This window comes from Microcoleus harperi Pol14_C6 (assembly GCF_036701295.1).
Taxonomy (GTDB): Bacteria; Cyanobacteriota; Cyanobacteriia; order Cyanobacteriales; family Microcoleaceae; genus Microcoleus.
The window spans coordinates 63,860-83,268 of sequence record NZ_JAUBQN010000005.1 but is presented as its reverse complement, the minus strand read 5'-3'; the positions used below and the strand labels follow the sequence as shown (position 1 = coordinate 83,268).

11 protein-coding genes are annotated in these 19,409 nt (G+C 43.9%); 7 read left to right on the top strand and 4 right to left on the bottom strand.

Going from position 1 to position 19,409, the window contains the following annotated elements; genetic code table 11:
- Nucleotides 1-75: 75 nt before the first annotated feature.
- Nucleotides 76-2,646, bottom strand: a complete 2,571-nt coding sequence (locus tag QUA27_RS05945) for a glycosyltransferase (RefSeq protein WP_333066960.1) — start codon at nucleotides 2,644-2,646, stop codon at nucleotides 76-78.
- A gap of 160 nt (nucleotides 2,647-2,806) precedes the next feature.
- Between QUA27_RS05945 and QUA27_RS05940 the strand changes: the two genes are divergently transcribed.
- The 3 genes from QUA27_RS05940 to QUA27_RS05930 all read left to right on the top strand — a co-directional run bounded on the left by QUA27_RS05940 (nucleotide 2,807) and on the right by QUA27_RS05930 (nucleotide 12,204).
- Nucleotides 2,807-5,125, top strand: coding sequence for a tetratricopeptide repeat protein (locus QUA27_RS05940; protein WP_333066959.1), 2,319 nt, complete (start codon nucleotides 2,807-2,809; stop codon nucleotides 5,123-5,125).
- Nucleotides 5,126-5,308: 183 nt separating this feature from the next.
- Nucleotides 5,309-6,601 carry an ATP-binding protein gene (locus QUA27_RS05935; protein ID WP_333066958.1) on the top strand — a complete coding sequence of 431 codons (1,293 nt, stop codon included), beginning with the start codon at nucleotides 5,309-5,311 and terminating at the stop codon, nucleotides 6,599-6,601.
- Nucleotides 6,602-7,008: 407 nt separating this feature from the next.
- Nucleotides 7,009-12,204 carry a PAS domain S-box protein gene (locus QUA27_RS05930; protein ID WP_333066957.1) on the top strand — a complete coding sequence of 1,732 codons (5,196 nt, stop codon included), beginning with the start codon at nucleotides 7,009-7,011 and terminating at the stop codon, nucleotides 12,202-12,204.
- Between the two features lie 49 nt (nucleotides 12,205-12,253).
- On the opposite strand, the gene QUA27_RS05925 is transcribed toward QUA27_RS05930, so the two are convergent.
- Complete coding sequence (locus QUA27_RS05925; RefSeq protein ID WP_333066955.1) at nucleotides 12,254-12,817, bottom strand: Uma2 family endonuclease; 564 nt, start codon at nucleotides 12,815-12,817, stop codon at nucleotides 12,254-12,256.
- A gap of 164 nt (nucleotides 12,818-12,981) precedes the next feature.
- Between QUA27_RS05925 and QUA27_RS05920 the strand changes: the two genes are divergently transcribed.
- On the top strand, nucleotides 12,982-14,367 hold the full coding sequence (locus QUA27_RS05920; protein ID WP_333066954.1) for a lipid-A-disaccharide synthase-related protein: 1,386 nt from the start codon (nucleotides 12,982-12,984) through the stop codon (nucleotides 14,365-14,367).
- 135 nt (nucleotides 14,368-14,502) lie between these two features.
- On the opposite strand, the gene QUA27_RS05915 is transcribed toward QUA27_RS05920, so the two are convergent.
- Nucleotides 14,503-15,294 carry a 2-phosphosulfolactate phosphatase family protein gene (locus QUA27_RS05915; RefSeq protein WP_333066952.1) on the bottom strand — a complete coding sequence of 264 codons (792 nt, stop codon included), beginning with the start codon at nucleotides 15,292-15,294 and terminating at the stop codon, nucleotides 14,503-14,505.
- Between the two features lie 89 nt (nucleotides 15,295-15,383).
- On the opposite strand from QUA27_RS05915, the gene QUA27_RS05910 reads away from it, so the two are divergent.
- Nucleotides 15,384-16,277, top strand: a complete 894-nt coding sequence (locus tag QUA27_RS05910; protein WP_333066951.1) for an EI24 domain-containing protein — start codon at nucleotides 15,384-15,386, stop codon at nucleotides 16,275-16,277.
- A gap of 3 nt (nucleotides 16,278-16,280) precedes the next feature.
- On the opposite strand, the gene QUA27_RS05905 is transcribed toward QUA27_RS05910, so the two are convergent.
- Nucleotides 16,281-16,535: a hypothetical protein gene (locus tag QUA27_RS05905; RefSeq protein WP_333066950.1), complete on the bottom strand. Its 255-nt coding sequence runs from the start codon at nucleotides 16,533-16,535 to the stop codon at nucleotides 16,281-16,283.
- Nucleotides 16,536-16,842: 307 nt separating this feature from the next.
- Here QUA27_RS05905 and QUA27_RS05900 point away from each other — a divergent pair, with 307 nt between their 5' ends.
- Both QUA27_RS05900 and QUA27_RS05895 read left to right on the top strand, forming a co-directional pair.
- Entirely contained in the window at nucleotides 16,843-18,348 is a 1,506-nt protein-coding gene (locus tag QUA27_RS05900) for an MBOAT family O-acyltransferase (RefSeq protein ID WP_333066948.1), read from the top strand.
- Between the two features lie 10 nt (nucleotides 18,349-18,358).
- Nucleotides 18,359-19,312 carry a hypothetical protein gene (locus QUA27_RS05895; RefSeq protein WP_333066947.1) on the top strand — a complete coding sequence of 318 codons (954 nt, stop codon included), beginning with the start codon at nucleotides 18,359-18,361 and terminating at the stop codon, nucleotides 19,310-19,312.
- Nucleotides 19,313-19,409: the final 97 nt, after the last annotated feature.

The following is a 19,409-nucleotide window of genomic DNA, read 5'->3' as shown; positions in this document are numbered from 1 at the left end:
ATAAGGCAGAAGGCATAAGGCAGATACAATTCTAATGCTGACAGCTATCCAAATTAGAAAGGTAAATTGGGTCTTTTAGCGTGCATTAAATACAGGTTCAATACCCTGTACTTCCTCGACTAATTGTTGCCATTCTGATGAATTAATGAGAGAATATGTATCTAAATTATGCCCTTTAGCTGACGAAAAATTGCCAAAATATTCTACCCAGTTTAATAGCGTTTCTGTAGTCAAAAAAGGTGTGTACTTCAAAGATTCTTGAAGCGACTTCTGCATTCTGCTTAGATCTTCTTGACAGTAAGCCTGCCAAGCATTCCACACTAAAGAGCTGTAATGCACCCGGCTTTCTATCTTCGTTATTGACCTCTGCACCTCTTTTTGAGTAACAAATTGATCTGTTTGGTTATCATCGCCAACTAAAGCTTTTTCGATCGCCTCCATCGACTGTGCCAACATCCGTTCCTCTTTGAATAGTTTTTCGGCCCGCTGCTTGCAAGCTTGACCGATTTGATGCCGTAATTCTGGACTCATCGCCCAAGCTTCTACAGTTTTCGCCAATTCCCTCCCGGTTCCCTCTGGATCGGTATTCGGATCGGGCAACAATTTCCCTGTATCGCCAAGCCCTTCAGGAATACCGCCCACAGCCGTTGCAACTACTGGCAATCCCTTAGCCATCGCTTCCATGACTGCAAGAGAAGGCGCTGCATCTGCCAGAGAAGTCAAAATGAATATGTCGCTAGCATCCAGCCAATCTAGGATATCCCAGCGCTGTCCGATCAACTTTACGCGATCGCTCACCTCTAACTCTTTAATAGTTTCCCTCAATTCTATTTCTACATTGTCAGCGCTTCCCTCACCAGTTCCTGCCCACACAAAATACAGTTTAGACCACACAGGAGACTGCTGCAACTGCTTGATTGCTTCGATTTGATATCGATGCCCTTTAATCGATGCCAATCGAGCCGATGTGAAACAGACAATCGCATCTTCAGGAATGTCTATTTCTTGTCGCAGGCGTTGACGAGCCGCAGCATTAGGAGGTGCAAAATATTTGGGAGAACGCCCCAAGTAAATCACTTGTCCTCGCTCTTTTGGCAACTTGAAATGTTGGCACAATAAATTCAAATGTTCGTAAGCGCCAACAATCAAGGCTCTAGCTTGCAGGCAGTGGTAGAGCACTCCTTCTACATAAGGAACTACATCCCCGCAGGCAAAAGTTGCGTGTTCTGGCATAACTAACCCAATCACCATCATGTATGGTATTCCCATTTCAATAACTACCTGTTTAGCTGCAAAATTGGAAAAGGGCCAACCATCGCTAAAAATAATCATATCCGGTTGATTGCAAGCAAAAAGCTCTCGTGCATCCTGAGTATTTCTTAACACTCGCTGTAAATCTTTATGGCCGCTAAAATCCAGCCACAAATGCTCTATACCTAACTCTCGTTCTCGTTCCAGCAAGGGGCTAGAATGTTTCGTTTGCACGCAAGTGATTCGATAGCCTAACAAGGCTAACTGACAAAGAATGGCATGATTATACTGCGCTAATCCTCCCACGCCCGGATCATCGGTGTTGTAGAGTAGAATGTGCGTTTCCCTAGGGGATAGCTTCGCTTCACGCGCTGGTGAAGCTGTGGGAATAGAACTCTGTTGAGATTGGGGTGGATTAGTCATCACCATCAGAATTATCTCTTGCCATTCCGCTAACTTACTCAGCGAATAAGCGTCAAAATTTTCACCATATTCTTCCGAAGCTATCTGAAAACTTTCTAGCCAATTCAAAACTGTTTTTGTTGGCGAAAAAGGCGTATATTGTAATGACTCTTCTAAACACTGTGCCATCTCTGCTAGATGACCGTCGCGATACATCCGCCATGCCAGCCATTTTAAGCATTGATAGCGTTCTGGGTTTTTTAACTGCCGGATTGACTGAGGCAAATCGGGTCGAGCGAAGAATTTTTTCATCACTATTTCTATATTCTTCACTACGCGAAAACCGATTGACATGAGATTAGAATTGTGCTGGCGATAACAGGTAAGTGTTTCTTCTAACCAAACTGCTTTGCACCCCTTTAGAGCTAAACGCAAGGCAAAGTCTAAATCTTCGGCTAGTGGAAACTGAGAATCAAAACCGCCCAATTTTACCCACCACTTTCGGCGCAGCATTATCGCACTCGGTCGCACGCATTTATATAGAATAAAGCTTTCTAAATCTAATTTAGACGCTTGCTGCCAAGGCTTGACAGCAGAAATCTCTCGCCCGCTTTCATCGACGATCAACCAACCTGTTTGCACCATATCTAAGGTGGGGTCAGCGTCAAAGCAAGCTAGTTGTTTCTCTAGCTTGGATGGTAGGAAATAGTCATCGGCATCTAGAAATGCCAAAAACTCGCCTTGCGCTAGTTGGGAAGCAATATTTCTGGCGACTGCTACTCCTTGATTTTCCTGGTATATATAGCGAATTTTGTCAAAATAAGGCTGCAATACTTGCTGCGTGCGATCGGTCGAACCATCGTCTACAACTATAATCTCCAAGTTAGTAAAAGTTTGACATAGGGCGCTTTCTACCGCTTGTACAATGTAGGGATCGCCATTATATACAGGTATAATTACGCTGATTAGCGGTGTTGGATTGACTGTTGACATTATTTAGCTCGCTGTTAACCTATTACTGTCTAGTTTATATTAATATCGCGGAAATTCAGAACTATTCTCAGCTCGCTAGCTCTACTCACAGAAACTTGAAGTTTGGCAAAGTGTAGCATATAATTTTACATGGAATGATTACTCAAAAGGAAAATAAAAAATGAATTCGGAAACAGCGCAGGTGAATTTTCAGCAACAGGCAGAACTTTATTTAGCTACAGGCAACTTCGATCGAGCGATCGCACTTTGCCAACAAGTTTTGGCATCTGAACCCAACTCTGCAGAGACTTGCAAGACCTTGGGGAAAGCGCTGCAAGCTCAGGGTAAACTAGAAGACGCAAGGTATTGGTATAAAGTTGCGATCGCCCTGCAACCCGACTTTGCCGAAGCTTTTGCTAACCTCGGCACTCTCTGCGCTACTTTGGAACAGTGGCAAGAGGCGATCGCCTGTTACCAAAAAGCCATCTCCCTGCAACCAAACTTTGCAGGATTTTACCGTAATTTGAGCCGGATATTTACTCAAGTCGGTCAAGCTGAAGAAGCAGCAGACTTTTGGTATCAAGCACTTATTGTGGAGCCAATAGAAATATCAGAAGAATATCTCGATTTAGGTAATACTTTGCTAGTCCAAAATAAGCCAGAAAAAGCGCTTGTTTGTTACCACAGAACCATTTTTTTAAACCCGAGTTGTTGCGAAGCTTATTGCAAAATAGCCGAAGCTGCTAGCGAGTTAAAACAGTGGGACGAAGCTATTGTTAACTATCGCAAAGCTATTAAACTCCAGCCAGATATTTCGGAGTTTCATTACAAATTAGGCAATGTTTTGCAAGCTAATGAACTCTGGCACGAAGCGGAGGCTGCCTACCGAAAAAGTATTGATTTAAATCCCAATTCTTTTTTGTCATACTACAACTTAGGCAGCGTGCTGCTCAATTTAGAAAAATGGCAAGAAGCTGCGATCGCCTACCGCACGGCTGTTGAAATCAACCCGGATTATTCTTGGTCTTACTACAGCATCGGTGCAGCTTGCGATCGATTAGAAGAATGGTCTGAATCCGCAGCAGCTTACCAGCGCGCTACTGAAGTAGACCAGAATTTTTTTGCAGCTTTTCACAAGTTAGGAGATGCTCTTTTTAAACTAGAAAAATGGTCAGAAGCTGAGGCTGCATACGAACGGGCGATTGCCCTAAATGCAGCTTTATTTTGGTCTCATTATAACTTAGCTTTGACTTTAGTTAAACTTCAAAAATTTGCAGAAGCAACACTCGCTTATCGGCGGGCGATCGCACTCAATCCAGAATTCTCTTGGACTTACCACAATTTAGGAGAATTGCTGTTAAAAACTCAACAGTGGAAAGCCGCAGCTACCGCTTATCAACGTGCTATTGAACTTAACCCCCATATTTCTTGGTCTTATTACAATTTAGGCGATGCCTTGAGTGAAAGTCACCAATGGAACGATGCTGTTTCTGCCTACCTTTATGCGCTTAAAATCGACCCGTCTCTACCGCAAATTTACATAAAGTTAGGTAACGCTCTCATTAAAATAACTCCGGTAGATTCAGATGTAGCAACTAGCTACTATCACCACGAAATGCAGCCGCTGCACGCTCCTGAATTTTACTGCGAAATCGCCCAAAAGTTTGCTGAGAGCGATCGGCGTAACGAAGCCATAATGTTGTACTTGATGGCATTAGAAATTAGACCCAAAGATCCAGAAATATCCCAAAAATTAGAGGAGATTTTAGAAAAACAGCGTCAAACAGGGGAATCTACTCTATTATTAGAGTTAGAAGCTAAGGATATTCGCGATCGTTACATTGCCCGAGTCGCCAAAGGCAAGACTTTTGCAGAAGTTGGTGGCTTGTGGGGAACTGTCAGCGAAAAAGTATCTGTAGCTAGCAAATACGGTGCAGTTTCTCTGACAATGATTGATGCCATGCCGGCATCCATGCACTGGTGGCAAGATTTTCACGATCGCATGACAAGTTTAAATATTGCTAATTATGACTGTATCAATCAAGATATCACTCAGATTCAACTTGCAGACATTGGCGAGCCTTACGATGTAGTTCACTGTGCAGGAGTTTTGTACCATCACCCCCATCCGTTGCAGATTTTAGTTGCTTTGCGTCAGATAACTCGCGAGCATTTAATTTTCACTTCAGCTATTACTCAAGAAGTGATAGAAAATGAGTTGGGACGCTATGAAATTCCCGCTTCTGGAGTAATGTTTATTCCCGCTTTGGACGACGCAGAACGAGCTATTTTAACAGCTTATTGGCGGACATACATCAACAACAACCAACTTATAGGGATAACTGAGAAAGCAGTTTTTGACATGAACAACTTTGCGGCGTGCTGGTGGTTGCCTACAGCTACTGCTTTAGAAGCTATGTGCAAAGTCGCGGGATTTAACGTTTTAGACAAAGGATTGACTTGGGACAATAATGCTTTGACTCTGCTGCTGGGGATTTGAGGATTGGTAAACGAATAATAACAGGACTTGCTTGTTCACAAACGGCTAAACACCCGGTTTATGAGCGGATTCCTCGTTTTATTTCCCCAATATTTTTACTAGAAACCGGGTGTTTTCCGTAAGTCCTAAATAAAATAGCTACAAACATTTTTTGTGAAGAAAAGACAAACTGGGAAATAATTAATGAACAATCACCAACCAGGGACGCCGTTAGGAAACATTTTAGTAGTAGATGATACACCAGAAAACCTGCGTCTGTTGTCTACGATGTTGACTCAGAGGGGGTACACCCCCCGCTGCGTGATTAACGGAAAAATGGCTCTGAGAGCCTGCAATTCTAATCCACCAGATTTGATTTTGCTCGACATAATGATGCCGGAAATGAACGGCTACGAAGTCTGCCAGCACTTGAAACTAGAAGCAAAAACTCGCGAAATCCCGGTAATTTTTATCAGCGCTAAAGATGAAGTATTTGACAAAGTAAACGCATTTGCTGTGGGAGCTGTTGACTATATCAGCAAGCCATTTCAGTTTGAAGAAGTGCTCGCCCGCATCGAAAGTCACCTCAGCCTACGTAATTTACAAAAGCAGCTAAAAGAACAAAATATGCTGCTGCAAGAAGAAATCACGAGTCGCTTAGCAGTAGAAAAGACTCTTCAGGAAAAAAATAAAATTTTGCAACAAGAAATCAGCACCCGGCGCGCTGTTGAAAAAGCTCTGCAAGAGCAAAATTTGGTACTCCAACAAGAGATATCCCACCGCCAGCGCGCTGAATCTGCTCTATTAAAATCTAACCAAGAATTGGCACGTTCAAATGCAGAACTAGAACAATTTGCTTATGTGGCTTCTCATGACTTGCAAGCGCCTTTAGCAACCATTGCCAGTTACGCTCAACTTTTAGAAAAACGCTACAAAGACCAACTCGACAGCCAAGGTAGTAAGTTTATCAGCAATATCGTTCAGGGCTGCACCAGAATGCAAACTTTAATTGACGATTTACTCGAATATTCGCGCGTTGGCCGGAGTCGGAAACCTTTTGAACTGACTGATTGCAATCACGCAGTCGAGCAAGCACTCGCGAACCTGCAAGGGGCGATCCGCGAGACTAAAGCCGTTGTCACATACAGCGAATTACCTGCGGTAATGGGGGATATTTCTCAACTCGTACAGCTATTTCAAAATTTAGTCAGCAATGCGATTAAATATCGCCACGATGCACCGCCTGTGGTTCATATTACCGCTTGCAAACAGGAGGAAAACTGGTTGATTTCTGTCTCAGATAATGGAATTGGGATTGCTCCCCAGCATCAAAAACGTATCTTTCAAATTTTCCAGCGATTGCATACTCAAAGAGAATATTCGGGGACAGGTATTGGTTTAGCAATTTGTCAAAAGATTGTGGAACTTCACGGCGGATGTATCTGGGTGGAATCGGAACCCGATCAAGGTTCAACTTTTTACTTTACTCTCGCTTAATTGAGACATAATTTCTGCAAAGGTAGAATCTATAAGCTAGGAAAAATTAAATATTTTCTCGGTTAGAACTTCTAACCTAAAAGATATAATTTAGAAGTTGATACTATTTAATAGGGCAGATGAAAAGATTGAAGAATTGGGAAGCACTGTGACTATCGGGGTGGGGAGATAGGCTACAGTTGCATTCTTTTTTTAAGTGGTATAAATGTCAGTTAGAATAAAAAATATTTTCCGTTGACAGTCGAGTTGGTGCGTGATAAAATCTTAATTAAAACATAATTTTTGTAGCGCTTGCTTACTCTCCCCAATCTGACGCTCGATGTATGTGTACGTGCAATTGAATGACAGCCCTTAAAATAAAAGGTAAAATTCAATTTGGTTTAATATTTTGTTAGTCAATAAATATTATGAAAGCAGTTTTTAACTTAGCTTTGCCTCCTATCTGCTTTAAAGTTCTGTTAGTAGAAGACAACCCTCATGAAGCTGAGCTGATTGAAGATTTGCTGTCAGAAATAGGCGGCGCGCAGCGTATAGTGCTGACGAAAGTAGAGCGCCTCAGCGAAGCGCAGGAGCGATTGAATCAAGAAACTTTTGACATAATTTTATTAGACCTTTCACTGCCAGATAGTGTGGGAATCGAGACCGTGGCTCGGGTACAAGAGTACGGGGTAAATGTGCCGATCGTAGTTCTGACCGCCCAAAACGACGAAGAACTTGCCCTGCGGTTGATTTCGGTCGGCGTACAGGATTATTTGGTAAAAAGAAAAATCGACAGCGAACTGTTAATTCGATCGCTCCGTTACGCCATAGAACGCCAGAACAGTCAAGATGCTTTGCGAAACAGCGAAGAAAAATATCGCTCGGTGGTGGAAAATTCCCTGATCGGAATTGCCATCATCGCTCCAATTATTGACTGCGAAATTCCTCAAAATTGCAATTGGATAGAAGTTAACGATGCCCTGTGCAATTTGCTGGGCTACGAACGCTACGAACTCATGCAGAACAATTGGCTAGAGTTGACTCATCCAGAGGATTTTGATGCCAATCGTGAAAAATTGTCTCAAATGTTTGCAGGTACGATCGACGGTTACATCTCAGACAAAAGGTGGCTCAAAAAAGACGGAGAAATAGTTCATACGCGAGTTTCCCTGCGCTGCATCCGCCGCCAGGACGGGTCAATCAACCGGATGATCGAAGTAGTCTTGGATGTGAGCGATCGCTACCGCTACGAAGCAAAACTGAAAGCGTCAGAAGAATTTTTAAACCACACCATAAATGCTACGCCAGACCCAATTTTTGTCAAAGACGAGCAACACCGCTGGATGATATTAAATGATGCTTTTTGTCAGTTGGTCGGCAAATCGCGACAAGAACTGATTGGCAAATCAGATTATGACTTTTTCCCCCACTCAGAAGCTGCTGTTTTTTGGACAAAAGATGAAGAAGTATTGACAACGGGTGTCTGCTTGGAAACAGAAGAAAAATTTACAGACTCTGCCGGGAGAGAACACATAATTTCTACCAAAAAAAGCGTCTTCCAAATAGCAGACGGCAGTAAAGTAATAGTGGGTACAATTAGAGATTTCACCGAATACAGACAGCAACAAAAAGCCCTGGAGCAAAGCGAAGCTCGCTTTCAAAAATTGGTAGCTAACCTGCCGGGAATAATTTATCAATTACGAATGTCAGCAACTGGAAAAATGTCTTTCCCATACATCTCTTCAGGCAGCAGCCAACTCTACGAATTAGAGGCAGAAGCAATCGAGAAAAATGCGGAACTGATTTCCAATGGAATTCACCCAGACGATCTCTTAGATTTAAAAGCATCGATCGCAATTTCAGCCACTAAGCTGGAACCTTGGCAGCAGCAGTGGCGGCAGACTTTACCATCTGGAAAAGTTAAGTGGCTGCAAGGAGCTGCGAGACCAGAAAGGCTCACTAATGAGAGCAAATCTGGCAGCGAAGGCGATATTCTCTGGGACGGTTTAGTGATGGATATTACTGAATTAAAACAGGCACAAACAGAGCGCGATCGTTTTTTTACCATCTCATTAGACTTGCTTTGTATTATTGGTTTTGACGGCTATTTTAAACGTTTAAACCCAGCTTGGTCAACAGCTTTAGGCTACAGTATTAGTGAATTGTTTGCCAAGCCAATGATCGAATTTGTTCATCCAGACGATCGAAAAGCTACTGCGGCCGAAGGAGCGAAACTAATCGCGGGTACGTCCAGTATCTCCTTTGAAAACCGCTACCTCTGCAAAGACGGTTCTTACAAATACTTCCTGTGGACGGCATCGCCATTTAGCGAAGAAGGTTTAATCTACTCAGTTGGTCACGATATTACCTCTCGTAAAGAAGCAGAGTCCCAACTCCAGCGACAAGCAGTAGCCATGGCCGCTGCTTATGACGGTATCGCCATTTTTAATAATAATAAAGAATGTATTTATTCCAATGACGCTTATCTCAAAATGTACGGTTTGACCAGCCCTAGCGAACTGTATGGGAAGAAATGGAAAATGCTCTACAGCAAAGCAGAAAATATATTTTTTGAACTACAAATAATGCCGATGCTCCTGCAAAAAGGGTACTGCAATATAGAAGCTCTCGGTCAGCGCCGGGACGGTAGTAAGTTCCCTCAAGAATTGTCGCTGACAATGCTCGTAGGTGGCGAAATTATTTCTATAGTCCGCGATATAACTAATAGAAAACAGGTAGAATCAGCCCTGAGATTGAGCCAGCGTCGTTACCAAACTTTAGCAGAAGCATCGCCAGTTTGCATATTCCATACGGACACCCTGGGAAATTGCCTTTACGTGAATAAACGGTGGAGCGAAATTACGGGATTAAAGGCAGAATTAGCAGCAGAAATTGGCTGGATGAATGCCATACATTCTGATGATGTCGAGCGGGTAAAAAATGAATGGCATCGCGCAATTATTGAGAAAATACCTTTTAAATCAGAATACCGCTTTCAGCATCCAGATGGTCGGATAATCTGGGTGATAGGTCAGGCAATTGCAGAAATCGGAGACAAGCAGGAGATTAAAGGCTATATCGGCACTATTACTGATATTAGCGATCGCAAACAAGCAGAATTAGATTTGCTGCGAGTTACTCAAGCAGTGGAAAGCACCAGCGATGCGATCGGCATTGCTGACTTGACAGGGCGATCGTTCTACCACAATCAAGCCTTTGTTCAACAGTACGGCTACACAGCAGAAGAACTAAACACAGCAGGTGGATTAACAGCAATTTATCCCCAAACTAAACTGCTGTTAGAAATGTTTAAAACGATCCGTAAAGGCAAATCTTGGCAAGGCGAACTCAAAATCAACACTAAAAACAACGCACTGGTAACAACTTTATTTCGCGCCGACGGCATTAAAGATGAAACTGGTAATTTAATCGGGTTAGTGGGAGTAATTACCGATATCACCGAACGCAAACAAGCCGAGATGGCCCTGCAGCAGCAATTAAGGCGAGAACGGCTGGTAGTTGCCATGCTCGATCGCATTCGCTCCTCTCTCAATTTAGAAGAAGTCCTCAGCACTGCTGTCGAAGAAGTGCGGCACTTTTTGCAAACAGACCGCACAGTTATTTACCGTTTTAATCCCGACTGGAGTGGCTTTGTCGTTGTGGAATCAGTGGCAAAAAATAGAATTTCGCTGCGAAATTTTAACAATCTTGATGGCTGTTTTAAAGAGAAATTTGTTGAGGTTTATCAGCAAGGCGGTATTAGATCGATGGAAGATATTTACCTAGAAAATTTGACGGAATGCCACATAAAATTTCTCGAAGGATTGGAAGTAAAAGCTAACTTAATAGTGCCGATTTTAAAAGCACGAGAAAGCATTTCCCAGACCGAACTGACCCCAAAAAATCAGCTCTGGGGACTGCTAATCGCCCAGGATTGCAGGGGCCCCCGTCCCTGGGATTCCTCAGAAATAGAATCCCTCCGGCAATTGTGCGTGCAATTGGCGATCGCGATCCAGCAATCGACGCTATTTCAACAAGCACAAACCGAAATTGCCGATCGCAAACTTGCAGAATCTGCCCTCCAACAAGCCAAAGAAGTCGCAGAAAGCGCCAACCGCGCTAAAAGCGAATTTCTCGCCAACATGAGCCACGAACTACGCACGCCTTTAAACGGCGTTCTAGGTTACGCTCAAATCTTGAAAACCGACAAAGACTTAAACTCAGATCAGCAAGAAAGTCTCAGCAATATTCAACAGTGCGGTCAACACCTGCTAATGCTAATCGACGATGTTTTAGACCTTTCCAAAATCGAAGCTAGAAAAATGGAACTCTACCCAGAAGAGTTAAATTTTCTAAATTTCACAAAAAACATTGCCGATCTATTTCAGATGCGGGCATCTCAAAAAGAAATTTTATTCAATTACGAACAAGTATCTCCCCTGCCTAGCTGCGTTTGTGTAGATCCAAAAAGATTGCGCCAAATTCTCATAAATTTACTCAGCAATGCCGTTAAGTTTACTAACAGCGGAGGTGTGACTTTTAAAGTCGGCTATGTAGGCACAGAGGCCTGGAGTCGAGGGCAAGGCGAAAATTATGAATTATCGATTTTGAGTTCGGAACTGAAAGAAAATTATCTGCGCTTCGCCCAAAATGCGAACGCAGCCCAACACACTTTAAAAATCCGTTTTCAAGTCGAGGATACTGGCACAGGAATAGACCAAAGCAAGTTAGAAGAAATATTTTTGCCATTCCACCAAGTAGGAGGCAATACATTTGTTGAAGGTACGGGTCTCGGACTCTCGATCAGCCAGAAATTAGCAAAAATGATGGGCAGCCAAATTGGTGTAAACAGCACTTTGGGAAAAGGCAGCACTTTCTGGCTGGATGTAGAAGTGCCTGCAGTCCAACGGTACTTAGAGGTGTCTCCTTTGCGGGAAAAACGCTGGGTTGTTGGTTTTGTTGGCAACAAGCGGAAAGTGCTAATCCTGGATGAAAATCAACTAAATCGCGATTTGTTGTGCAGGTTGCTGAGGCGTTTGGGATTTGAAGTTGCAGAAGCACAAAACCGTCAAGAATCCCTGTACAAATCAGTTGAATTTCAACCGGACTTAATTTTTATCGACCTGGGGATGCCTGTAATGGATGGCTTAGAAACTGTTAAGAGATTGCGGGAGTTACCGGAATTAAAAAATGTCGTGTTAATCGCTATGTCAGCTAGTGTTTTCGATGCGTCGCAGGAAGAGAGACTCCTTGAAGGGTGCGATGATTTTCTTCCCAAGCCGATCGAAGCAAATCACTTTTTGGCACAGTTGCGCGTGCATTTGGGTCTAGAATGGATTTACGGGGAAACTTCGGAAAACAAAAAGCGCAAAACTCCCTGTTTGTCACCCGCATCGGATTTTCCTGCTTATTCTTCTCTGTTACCTGCGGCTTCTGAGTCGGTTGAAAAAATTTTGAAACTCGCTGCTATGGGCGACATTGAAGAAATTTTTGAGGAGAGTGCTAAGCTGGAGAGTTTAGAACCTAAATTAGTACCGTTTATCTCGAAGCTGCGCCAACTTGCTAAAGGATTTCAGCTCAAACAAATTCGCAATACTTTAAAGCAATATATCGAGGGGAAGTAGTCAGTGGTCAGTAGTGATATCATTTCCGGCCGCTCGATCGCACATGATATCACTCTAATAGCCAACCAAATAATTCTCCTACTGTCAGTTGCAATTCCCTAGCAAAAGATGGCACGGGCAATAACTGTTCCGGTTCGTCAAACACCTCCGTTGATTGAGTCGGCCGATATACAAAAACCGACCGATCCTCTGGATCGATTAACCAACCCATTTGAGTTCCGTGTTTGAGACAATGTAAAATATTTTTAGTAACTTTAGTTTGGTTTTGGTCGGGGGAGAGGATTTCACTTGTCCAACCCGGGGCGATCGCAAACTCATTTGCCACACCACCATTTTCTTTACGAGGAATGCGCTCCCAAGTGAATACAGTCACGTCTGGAACGATCGCTCGACCGCCAAAAATGCACCGTAGTTCGGGAAATGCTCGCGCCACCTTTTGAGGTTTGAGAGTAGGATTAGCAGCACTTGTCAACTCGCCTTGAATGACACTATGTTCTCCTTGAGGCATCGGTTTTTGAATGATTTCACCGTCAATGTACTCGCTGGCTGGTTTGGTTTCTGGCAACTTCAGAAACTCTTGGAGTGTCAAAGATTTTGGCAGGGTTTGTACCATCCGATTTTACGTCTAAAATAGGAGTTTCATCTGCTATTTTACCAAAAAGTCCCGGACTCGTGCGATCGGCGCTCCACTTACTTCTTCCTTCGGCTCTACCACCTTGCATCCTGCGGCTAATCTTGCTTCTATATATTCAGAGACAGTTTTTGAGAGAGTTGGGATTGAAATTACTTTGCCTCAGTAACGGCCACGGAGAAGACGCGATCGCCCTTCGCATCTTGCAGGAACTGCAACAGCACCCGCATCCGCCAGAATTAGCCGTGTTTCCGCTAGTGGGTGAAGGGCAAGCTTTCGCTCAACTAGAAAACGCCCGCATCATCGGCCCGGTGCAGCGAATGCCTTCGGGCGGCTTTATTTACATGGACGGGAGGGAATTTTTGCGCGATGTCAAAGGCGGTCTGCTTCAGTTGACCCTCGCTCAGTTTAAAGCCATCCGCGCTTGGGCGCGATCGCAACAACAGTCTGGGAATCAAGACGGCTTTATTTTAGCCTGCGGGGATATTGTACCGCTGCTGTTTGCTTGGGTCAGCGGCGCGCCCTATGCGTTTGTCGGTACTGCCAAGTCAGAGTATTATTTGCGCGACGAGAACGGGCCTCTGGCTCGCAAATCCCGAGTCTTGGGTTGGTGGGGTTGCCCGCGATCGGTTTATTTGCCTTGGGAGCGCTGGTTGATGACTCGATCGCGCTGTCGGGCCGTTTTTGCCAGGGACGCGCTAACCGCCGAGACTTTACAAAAGCTGGGAATTCCGGCTTACAATCTCGGAAACCCGATGATGGACGGACTCGAACCGGAAAACCCCGCCGGTTTTTACGGCCCTGACGCCGAGTTTCGGGAAATGTCGCGATCGCTCGTCATCACCTTACTCCCCGGTTCTAGAGCGCCGGAAGCCTATGCTAATTGGCTGTTAATAGTAGAGGCTGTAGCCGGAATTTTGTCGCTGTTTGCCGATCGCCAATTGTTATTTTTCGGAGCCATTTCTCCAGAGTTAAACTTAGAAGCTTTGCGACCTAGTTTAGAATTTTTCGGCTGGCGACAAGACGGGGAAACTAGAACGCAGCGGCGAGAAGGAAGTATTTTGCGACCTCCTATTTCTAGCGGTCAAGAAATTCGGAAAGAATCTCCTAATTTGCTATTGCCCTTGACATTTGTGCAGAGAAACGCCACGATGATTTTGACTCAGCAAAGTTTTAACGATTGTTTGTACGAAGCCGATTTAGCAATAGCAATGGCCGGAACTGCTACAGAACAATTTGTAGGTTTAGGAAAACCGGCGATCGCCATTCCCGGAAACGGCCCGCAATTTACTCCAGCTTTTGCAGAAGCTCAAAGTCGCCTGTTAGGCCCGTCATTAATTTTAGTCAAACATCCTGCTGAAGTTGCAGGCACCGTGCAGTCTTTGCTCCGCGACCCCGACAGGTTGCAGCTAATCGCTGAAAATGGCTTGCGGCGCATGGGAGAACCCGGTGCAGCCGCCAGAATTGCCGAGTGTTTAATTCAGCGCTTCGGCGGTGAATCCAGCAATTCTCAATTGCCTGCAATAGACTAGGGACAAAACATTGTTTTGTCCCTACCAAGTATGTTTAATTCTACTTGATTAAAAAAATATTGTTCACTAACTACCTACTAATTTCCTTAGGGTGCGCCTAGGCGCACCTTACTAATACTGCATTCGCCGAAAATTTCAATTCGCCGTTTTTTCTGATGATGGAGCCCAGAAATTAGCTTGAGGAATTTTAAAATCCGACTTAACCAAAACTCCCGGTTCTCGCTGCATAGGCAGCACATCTAAAGTATCCGTTTGCGCGCAATATTTTAAATCTTCAATAACACCTAAACCGAGGAGGCGCTGACCGTGACTTGCCCTTTCCAACAATTCATGCAACCGATCTTGCCAGTGTAAATAAAGAGCAATAGCCCCAAATACTTCATCATTACCAGCAAAATCGCTCGCAGGAATACCGCTTTCTGCTAGCAGACTTTGGGCGATCGCACCAGCACAAACCGTATCTTCCAACGAATAACTACCTTCCCAACCAGAACCCACAATCCAAATAGTTTCCGGCTGTTTATTTAACAAAAACTGCACCACAGATTTGCGGTTAATCAAAGCCGCCGTTAACACAGTTGCTGCGGCTTGCACTCGCTCCAAAGCCCGAGTACCGTTAGTTGTGCTGATAAAAATTCGCTTACCAGCCACCTTTTCTGGCGTGCAGTCGAGGGGGGAATTCCCCATGTCAAATCCGTCAACTTTGCCGCCGCCGCGCTCTCCGGCGCGAATCCGCTTATCTGCAGGCCATTTTTCGCTCTCGGCCATTAGCTTATCTAAGTCGCTGAAAACTTGGACAGCTTCCGCCCCATTATTCAGGGCAGTTGCCATTGTCGTAGTCGCCCGCAGCACATCAACTGCGATCGCGCAAGCCGGCATTTTGTCGGTTGGCGTAAGTTCCGGGGTATGGTAAATAAAAAGCTTCACTTTTGGGCAACCTGCGATAAATCCTCATCATTAATAATAATGGAAAGTGGATAATAGAAAATAGAGTCAAGTCCTCAAAAGCAGAAAATATGTCTAAACAGCTCAATTCAAATCCCGCCCGCGCCGCCATTACCGCACCAATTGGACTCCTGGCAGGTTTTACCTATCCTTTGCGAGCTTTCACCCTGATTTTGCAAACTCCCAAGCTGTGGACTTATGTATTAGTTCCCGTGGTGCTAAATTTTATAATTGGTATCGGTCTTTATTTAAGCTTGCTATTTCCCAGTTTGGCAGGGATAGACGTTTTAGTTGCCGATTTATCCGTCCGATTTAATGCTCTAATTGCGAGTTTTCCAGCTTGGCTGAGCTTTCTCGGCGTGTTAACAGTTGCTTTCGGCTGGCTGCTGCGCGTACTCCTAGTGTCAGGACTTTTGCTGATTATTGGATTTTTGTTAGTGCAGTTTGGGGTGATTTTAGGTTCGCCCTGGTACGGCAAACTTTCCGAACAATTGGAACTTCTGCGGAACGGTCAATTGCCCGCAGAAGCACCAATGAATTTGGCGAGTAGTTTTGGGGATATTCAAAGGGCGATCGCCTTTGAACTGCGAAAACTACAAATTTTGTTGAGCGTCGGCATACCGCTGCTGCTGCTGAATTTTATCCCTGGCTTCGGCTCTATTCTTAGCAGTTTGGGTGGCGTAGCTTTGGGTGCGACTATTGTCTGTTTGGACTTTTTAGATGCACCTTTGGAGAGGCGGAGGCGGCCTTTTCAGGAGAAGTTGGAGATAATTCGGGCGAGTTTGCCGGCCAGCGGGAGTTTTGGTGTGGTTTGTTTGGGTTTGGTGAGCATTCCCCTGTTGAATCTGTTGGCGATTCCGCTGTGCGTGACGGCGGGAACTTTGTTTTTTTGCGATCGCATTTGGCCGGCCCGCTTTGCCCCAGAAGAAACAAAGAGCGATCGAGAAACTAACATTACCAATTAAAAACTAGGAAGATGCTTCTTCCTTCGGCTGACTCTGGGAGTTAAGACCCAAAAACGGGCTTAACAACAGCCAGCTAATGAAGAAAAAGGATGCTGTAAATAGCTGGACAATATCGATCGCCGACAAATATCCGTCAGACAATAGTGCAATAGTTCTATCTGTCAGCCCGAATATCCAGGAGAGAATCCCAAACAGCCAAATGCCTTTTTGGAGCATGGGCAAAAATGCTGAAACTTCGGAGTTTTGCAGCTTGTTCATTGATTTAGCCCTTGTTTGCGAAAAATCTGATTAACGTGGGCACCCCAAGGGCTTAAGGATTTTTGGTGTCTCCTCGGATTCCCTTTGTTATCTATATGTTAAGAAATGTTTCCCAGTATGACAACGCGCCCTGGGAGGGATTTCCGCATCTATCTCTAGAGGTACTTGGAGTGCTGACAAAGAGTTATATTTGCTACACTTTGGTAGGATGCGCGATCGCGATCGGGTTCTGGGCCACTCTTTCCATGAGTCCCAGGCGCTTGATATAGTGGGTCACAGGCTACGTAAAAGAGCAAAATCATAAATTATGTTATTTAACAGTATTGAATTTTTAGTATTTTTTGCGATTGTTTTCGCCATATATTATTTCCCTCCGTTGCAAAAAGTGCAGGTTCCCATCCTGATAATTGCCAGCTTTATTTTTTACAGTTGGAGCGCCCCCGCACTGTTGCTGATCCTGCTACTTTCCATTATTATCAACACTACAGTCAGCTTTCAAGTTGCCCGAATTTCTGACAAAAAACAGCGATTTTTTTGGGCTTTATCGGGAGTCGTTCTCAATGTATTAACTTTGAGCTTGTTTAAATACGCTGGTTTGCTAACTAACTTTGTTACCGATGTTTTTAATATTGCTCGTTCCGAAGGCAGCATTGCTTATTTATTCTTAAAATTGCCTCTACCAATTGGCATTTCTTTCTACACCTTTGAAGGCATAAGTTTAATCGTAGACGTACTGACTCAAAAAAACAAAAGCGAAACTGCAGCAAACGCTTACGTCTCGCCAAACTTTAGCCAACACCTGCTCAATACTTCATTTTTTATTGGCTTTTTCCCCAATTTACTATCAGGCCCGATTTTAAAATCTCAGACATTTTATCCGCAGATTGCTCCTAAATATTTTAAAGATATTCCTTGGAGTTTCATTTTTCGCTCGCTCGTTGTCGGCTACTTCCTAAAAATGGTCATCGCCGACAACTTAAAAGACTATACCTTTTGGATCAGCTTTCCCTACTATCAAGGATTTGGAACTATTACCAACCTGACACTGCTGTTTGGCTACTCAATACAAATTTTCGCGGATTTTGCCGGTTACTCCTTAATTGCGATCGGTTTTGCAGCCGCTTTGGGCTACAAAATTCCCGACAACTTCGACTTTCCTTACATCTCTCGTTCCCTCTCCGAATTCTGGAGAAGGTGGCACATTTCCCTATCAACTTGGCTCCGAGATTATCTATACTTTCCCCTCGGCGGAAACCGCAAAGGAAAGCTCAGAACTTATGTTAACTTAATGATAGTAATGACTTTAGGAGGATTATGGCATGGGGCTGCTTGGAGTTATGCAGTTTGGGGAATTTATCACGGCTTGGGTTTAGCAGTAGAACGCTTTTTTGGGTTCGACAAATCCAAAAACAAATTGCAAGAATCAAATCAAGCAAAAACCAAACCAATCTGGCAGCAATTATTATTGGACAGCCTTAGCGTTTTAGGAATTTTCTCTTTTGTTTCCGTGGGATGGCTGCTTTTCAAACTGCCTCGATTTGAAGAAGCGGTTGACTTCGTAGTTACTTTAGTTCGCAACTATAAAGTCAAGCCCGGTTGGAGTCACATTATTCCGACGCTAATTTTTTCGCTACCAGTAGTGATTTATCACATTCCCCATTTTCCCACTTGGCAAAATCGCATTAAACAGGATTCAAATAAAAACGGCCAAAAAGTCTGGAGCCTTTATCAAGATTTAGCTTTAGGAATTATGCTAGCAATGATCTTCCTCAACAGCGGTAGCTCAAAACAATTTATTTATTTCCAATTCTAGAAGGTGTTCTATGTTTGTCAAATTCCAGTTGCGACCGATTTTGCGCCCGGTACTAATTTTTCTGTTTATCATGAGTTTTTATCAAGTGCTCGTCAGCGGCGGAGTTTTGCCTGCTTCCGACGGAGTTAGCCTGCTTCAAAATAATATTGTTAAAACTCAAAGGTATGTATATCAGGATAATTCCGATCTAAAAATGGTAATGGTAGGTAGTTCGCTAGCTGCAAACCTTAATATTAAAGACATTGGAGAGGGCGTAAAGAGCATAGCTTTGGGGGGAGGAGCGAGCCAAACAGGTTTAGAAATAGTTAAAAGAAGTAAAAGCAAGCCTCCTCTTGTTTTGGTAGAAATTAACGATACTATTGTTCGCAAAATAGATGCAGAATTAATTGATTCTTTGTATTATCCTATTTTTTATTGGTTACGCCAGTATCTACCGATGATGAGAGAGGAATACCGTCCGATTAGCATTTTTGTGGATTTTTTTAAAAGTCGCTCGAAGTCGAATCAAAAAGTGACGCGAGAGGCTCTAGACCGATTAGAAGGTCGATATCTTACTCCAGAATTATCGCAAAAAGCTATCCAAACGGTAGTTGATATTCAAAGTCAACCTTTGTCTGAAAAAGATGCCGAAGCTATAAAAAAAGAAGCAGATTTTATTAAAAGTCAAATCGCAGAAATTAACAAGAATAGCGGCGCAAAAGTAGTTTTATTTGACATACCGCAAGAGTCGCGAGTTAACGCTGCACTCAGGAGAAAACAAGTCCAAGAATTGGCTAAAAAGCTGTTTCCGTCTGACCGTTTTGAGTGGCTGCCGCCCCCGAAAGAGCGAGAGTGGCGTACCAATGACGGCGTTCACTTGATCCGCAGCGACGCTAGAGATTTTGCCGAGTTTTTGAGAGATAAATTGCTGAGTACGGTAGCGACGGGCTCTCTTGGCACCGCGCCTAGAAAAGAAAGCTTGTAATTTATCTTGAAGTATGTCACACTACACAGTGAGCAAGTCTGGTTAAAGAACGATCGTGAGGTTTGTACTGAGGACGAAGGTTCTCAAAGCCCCAAAA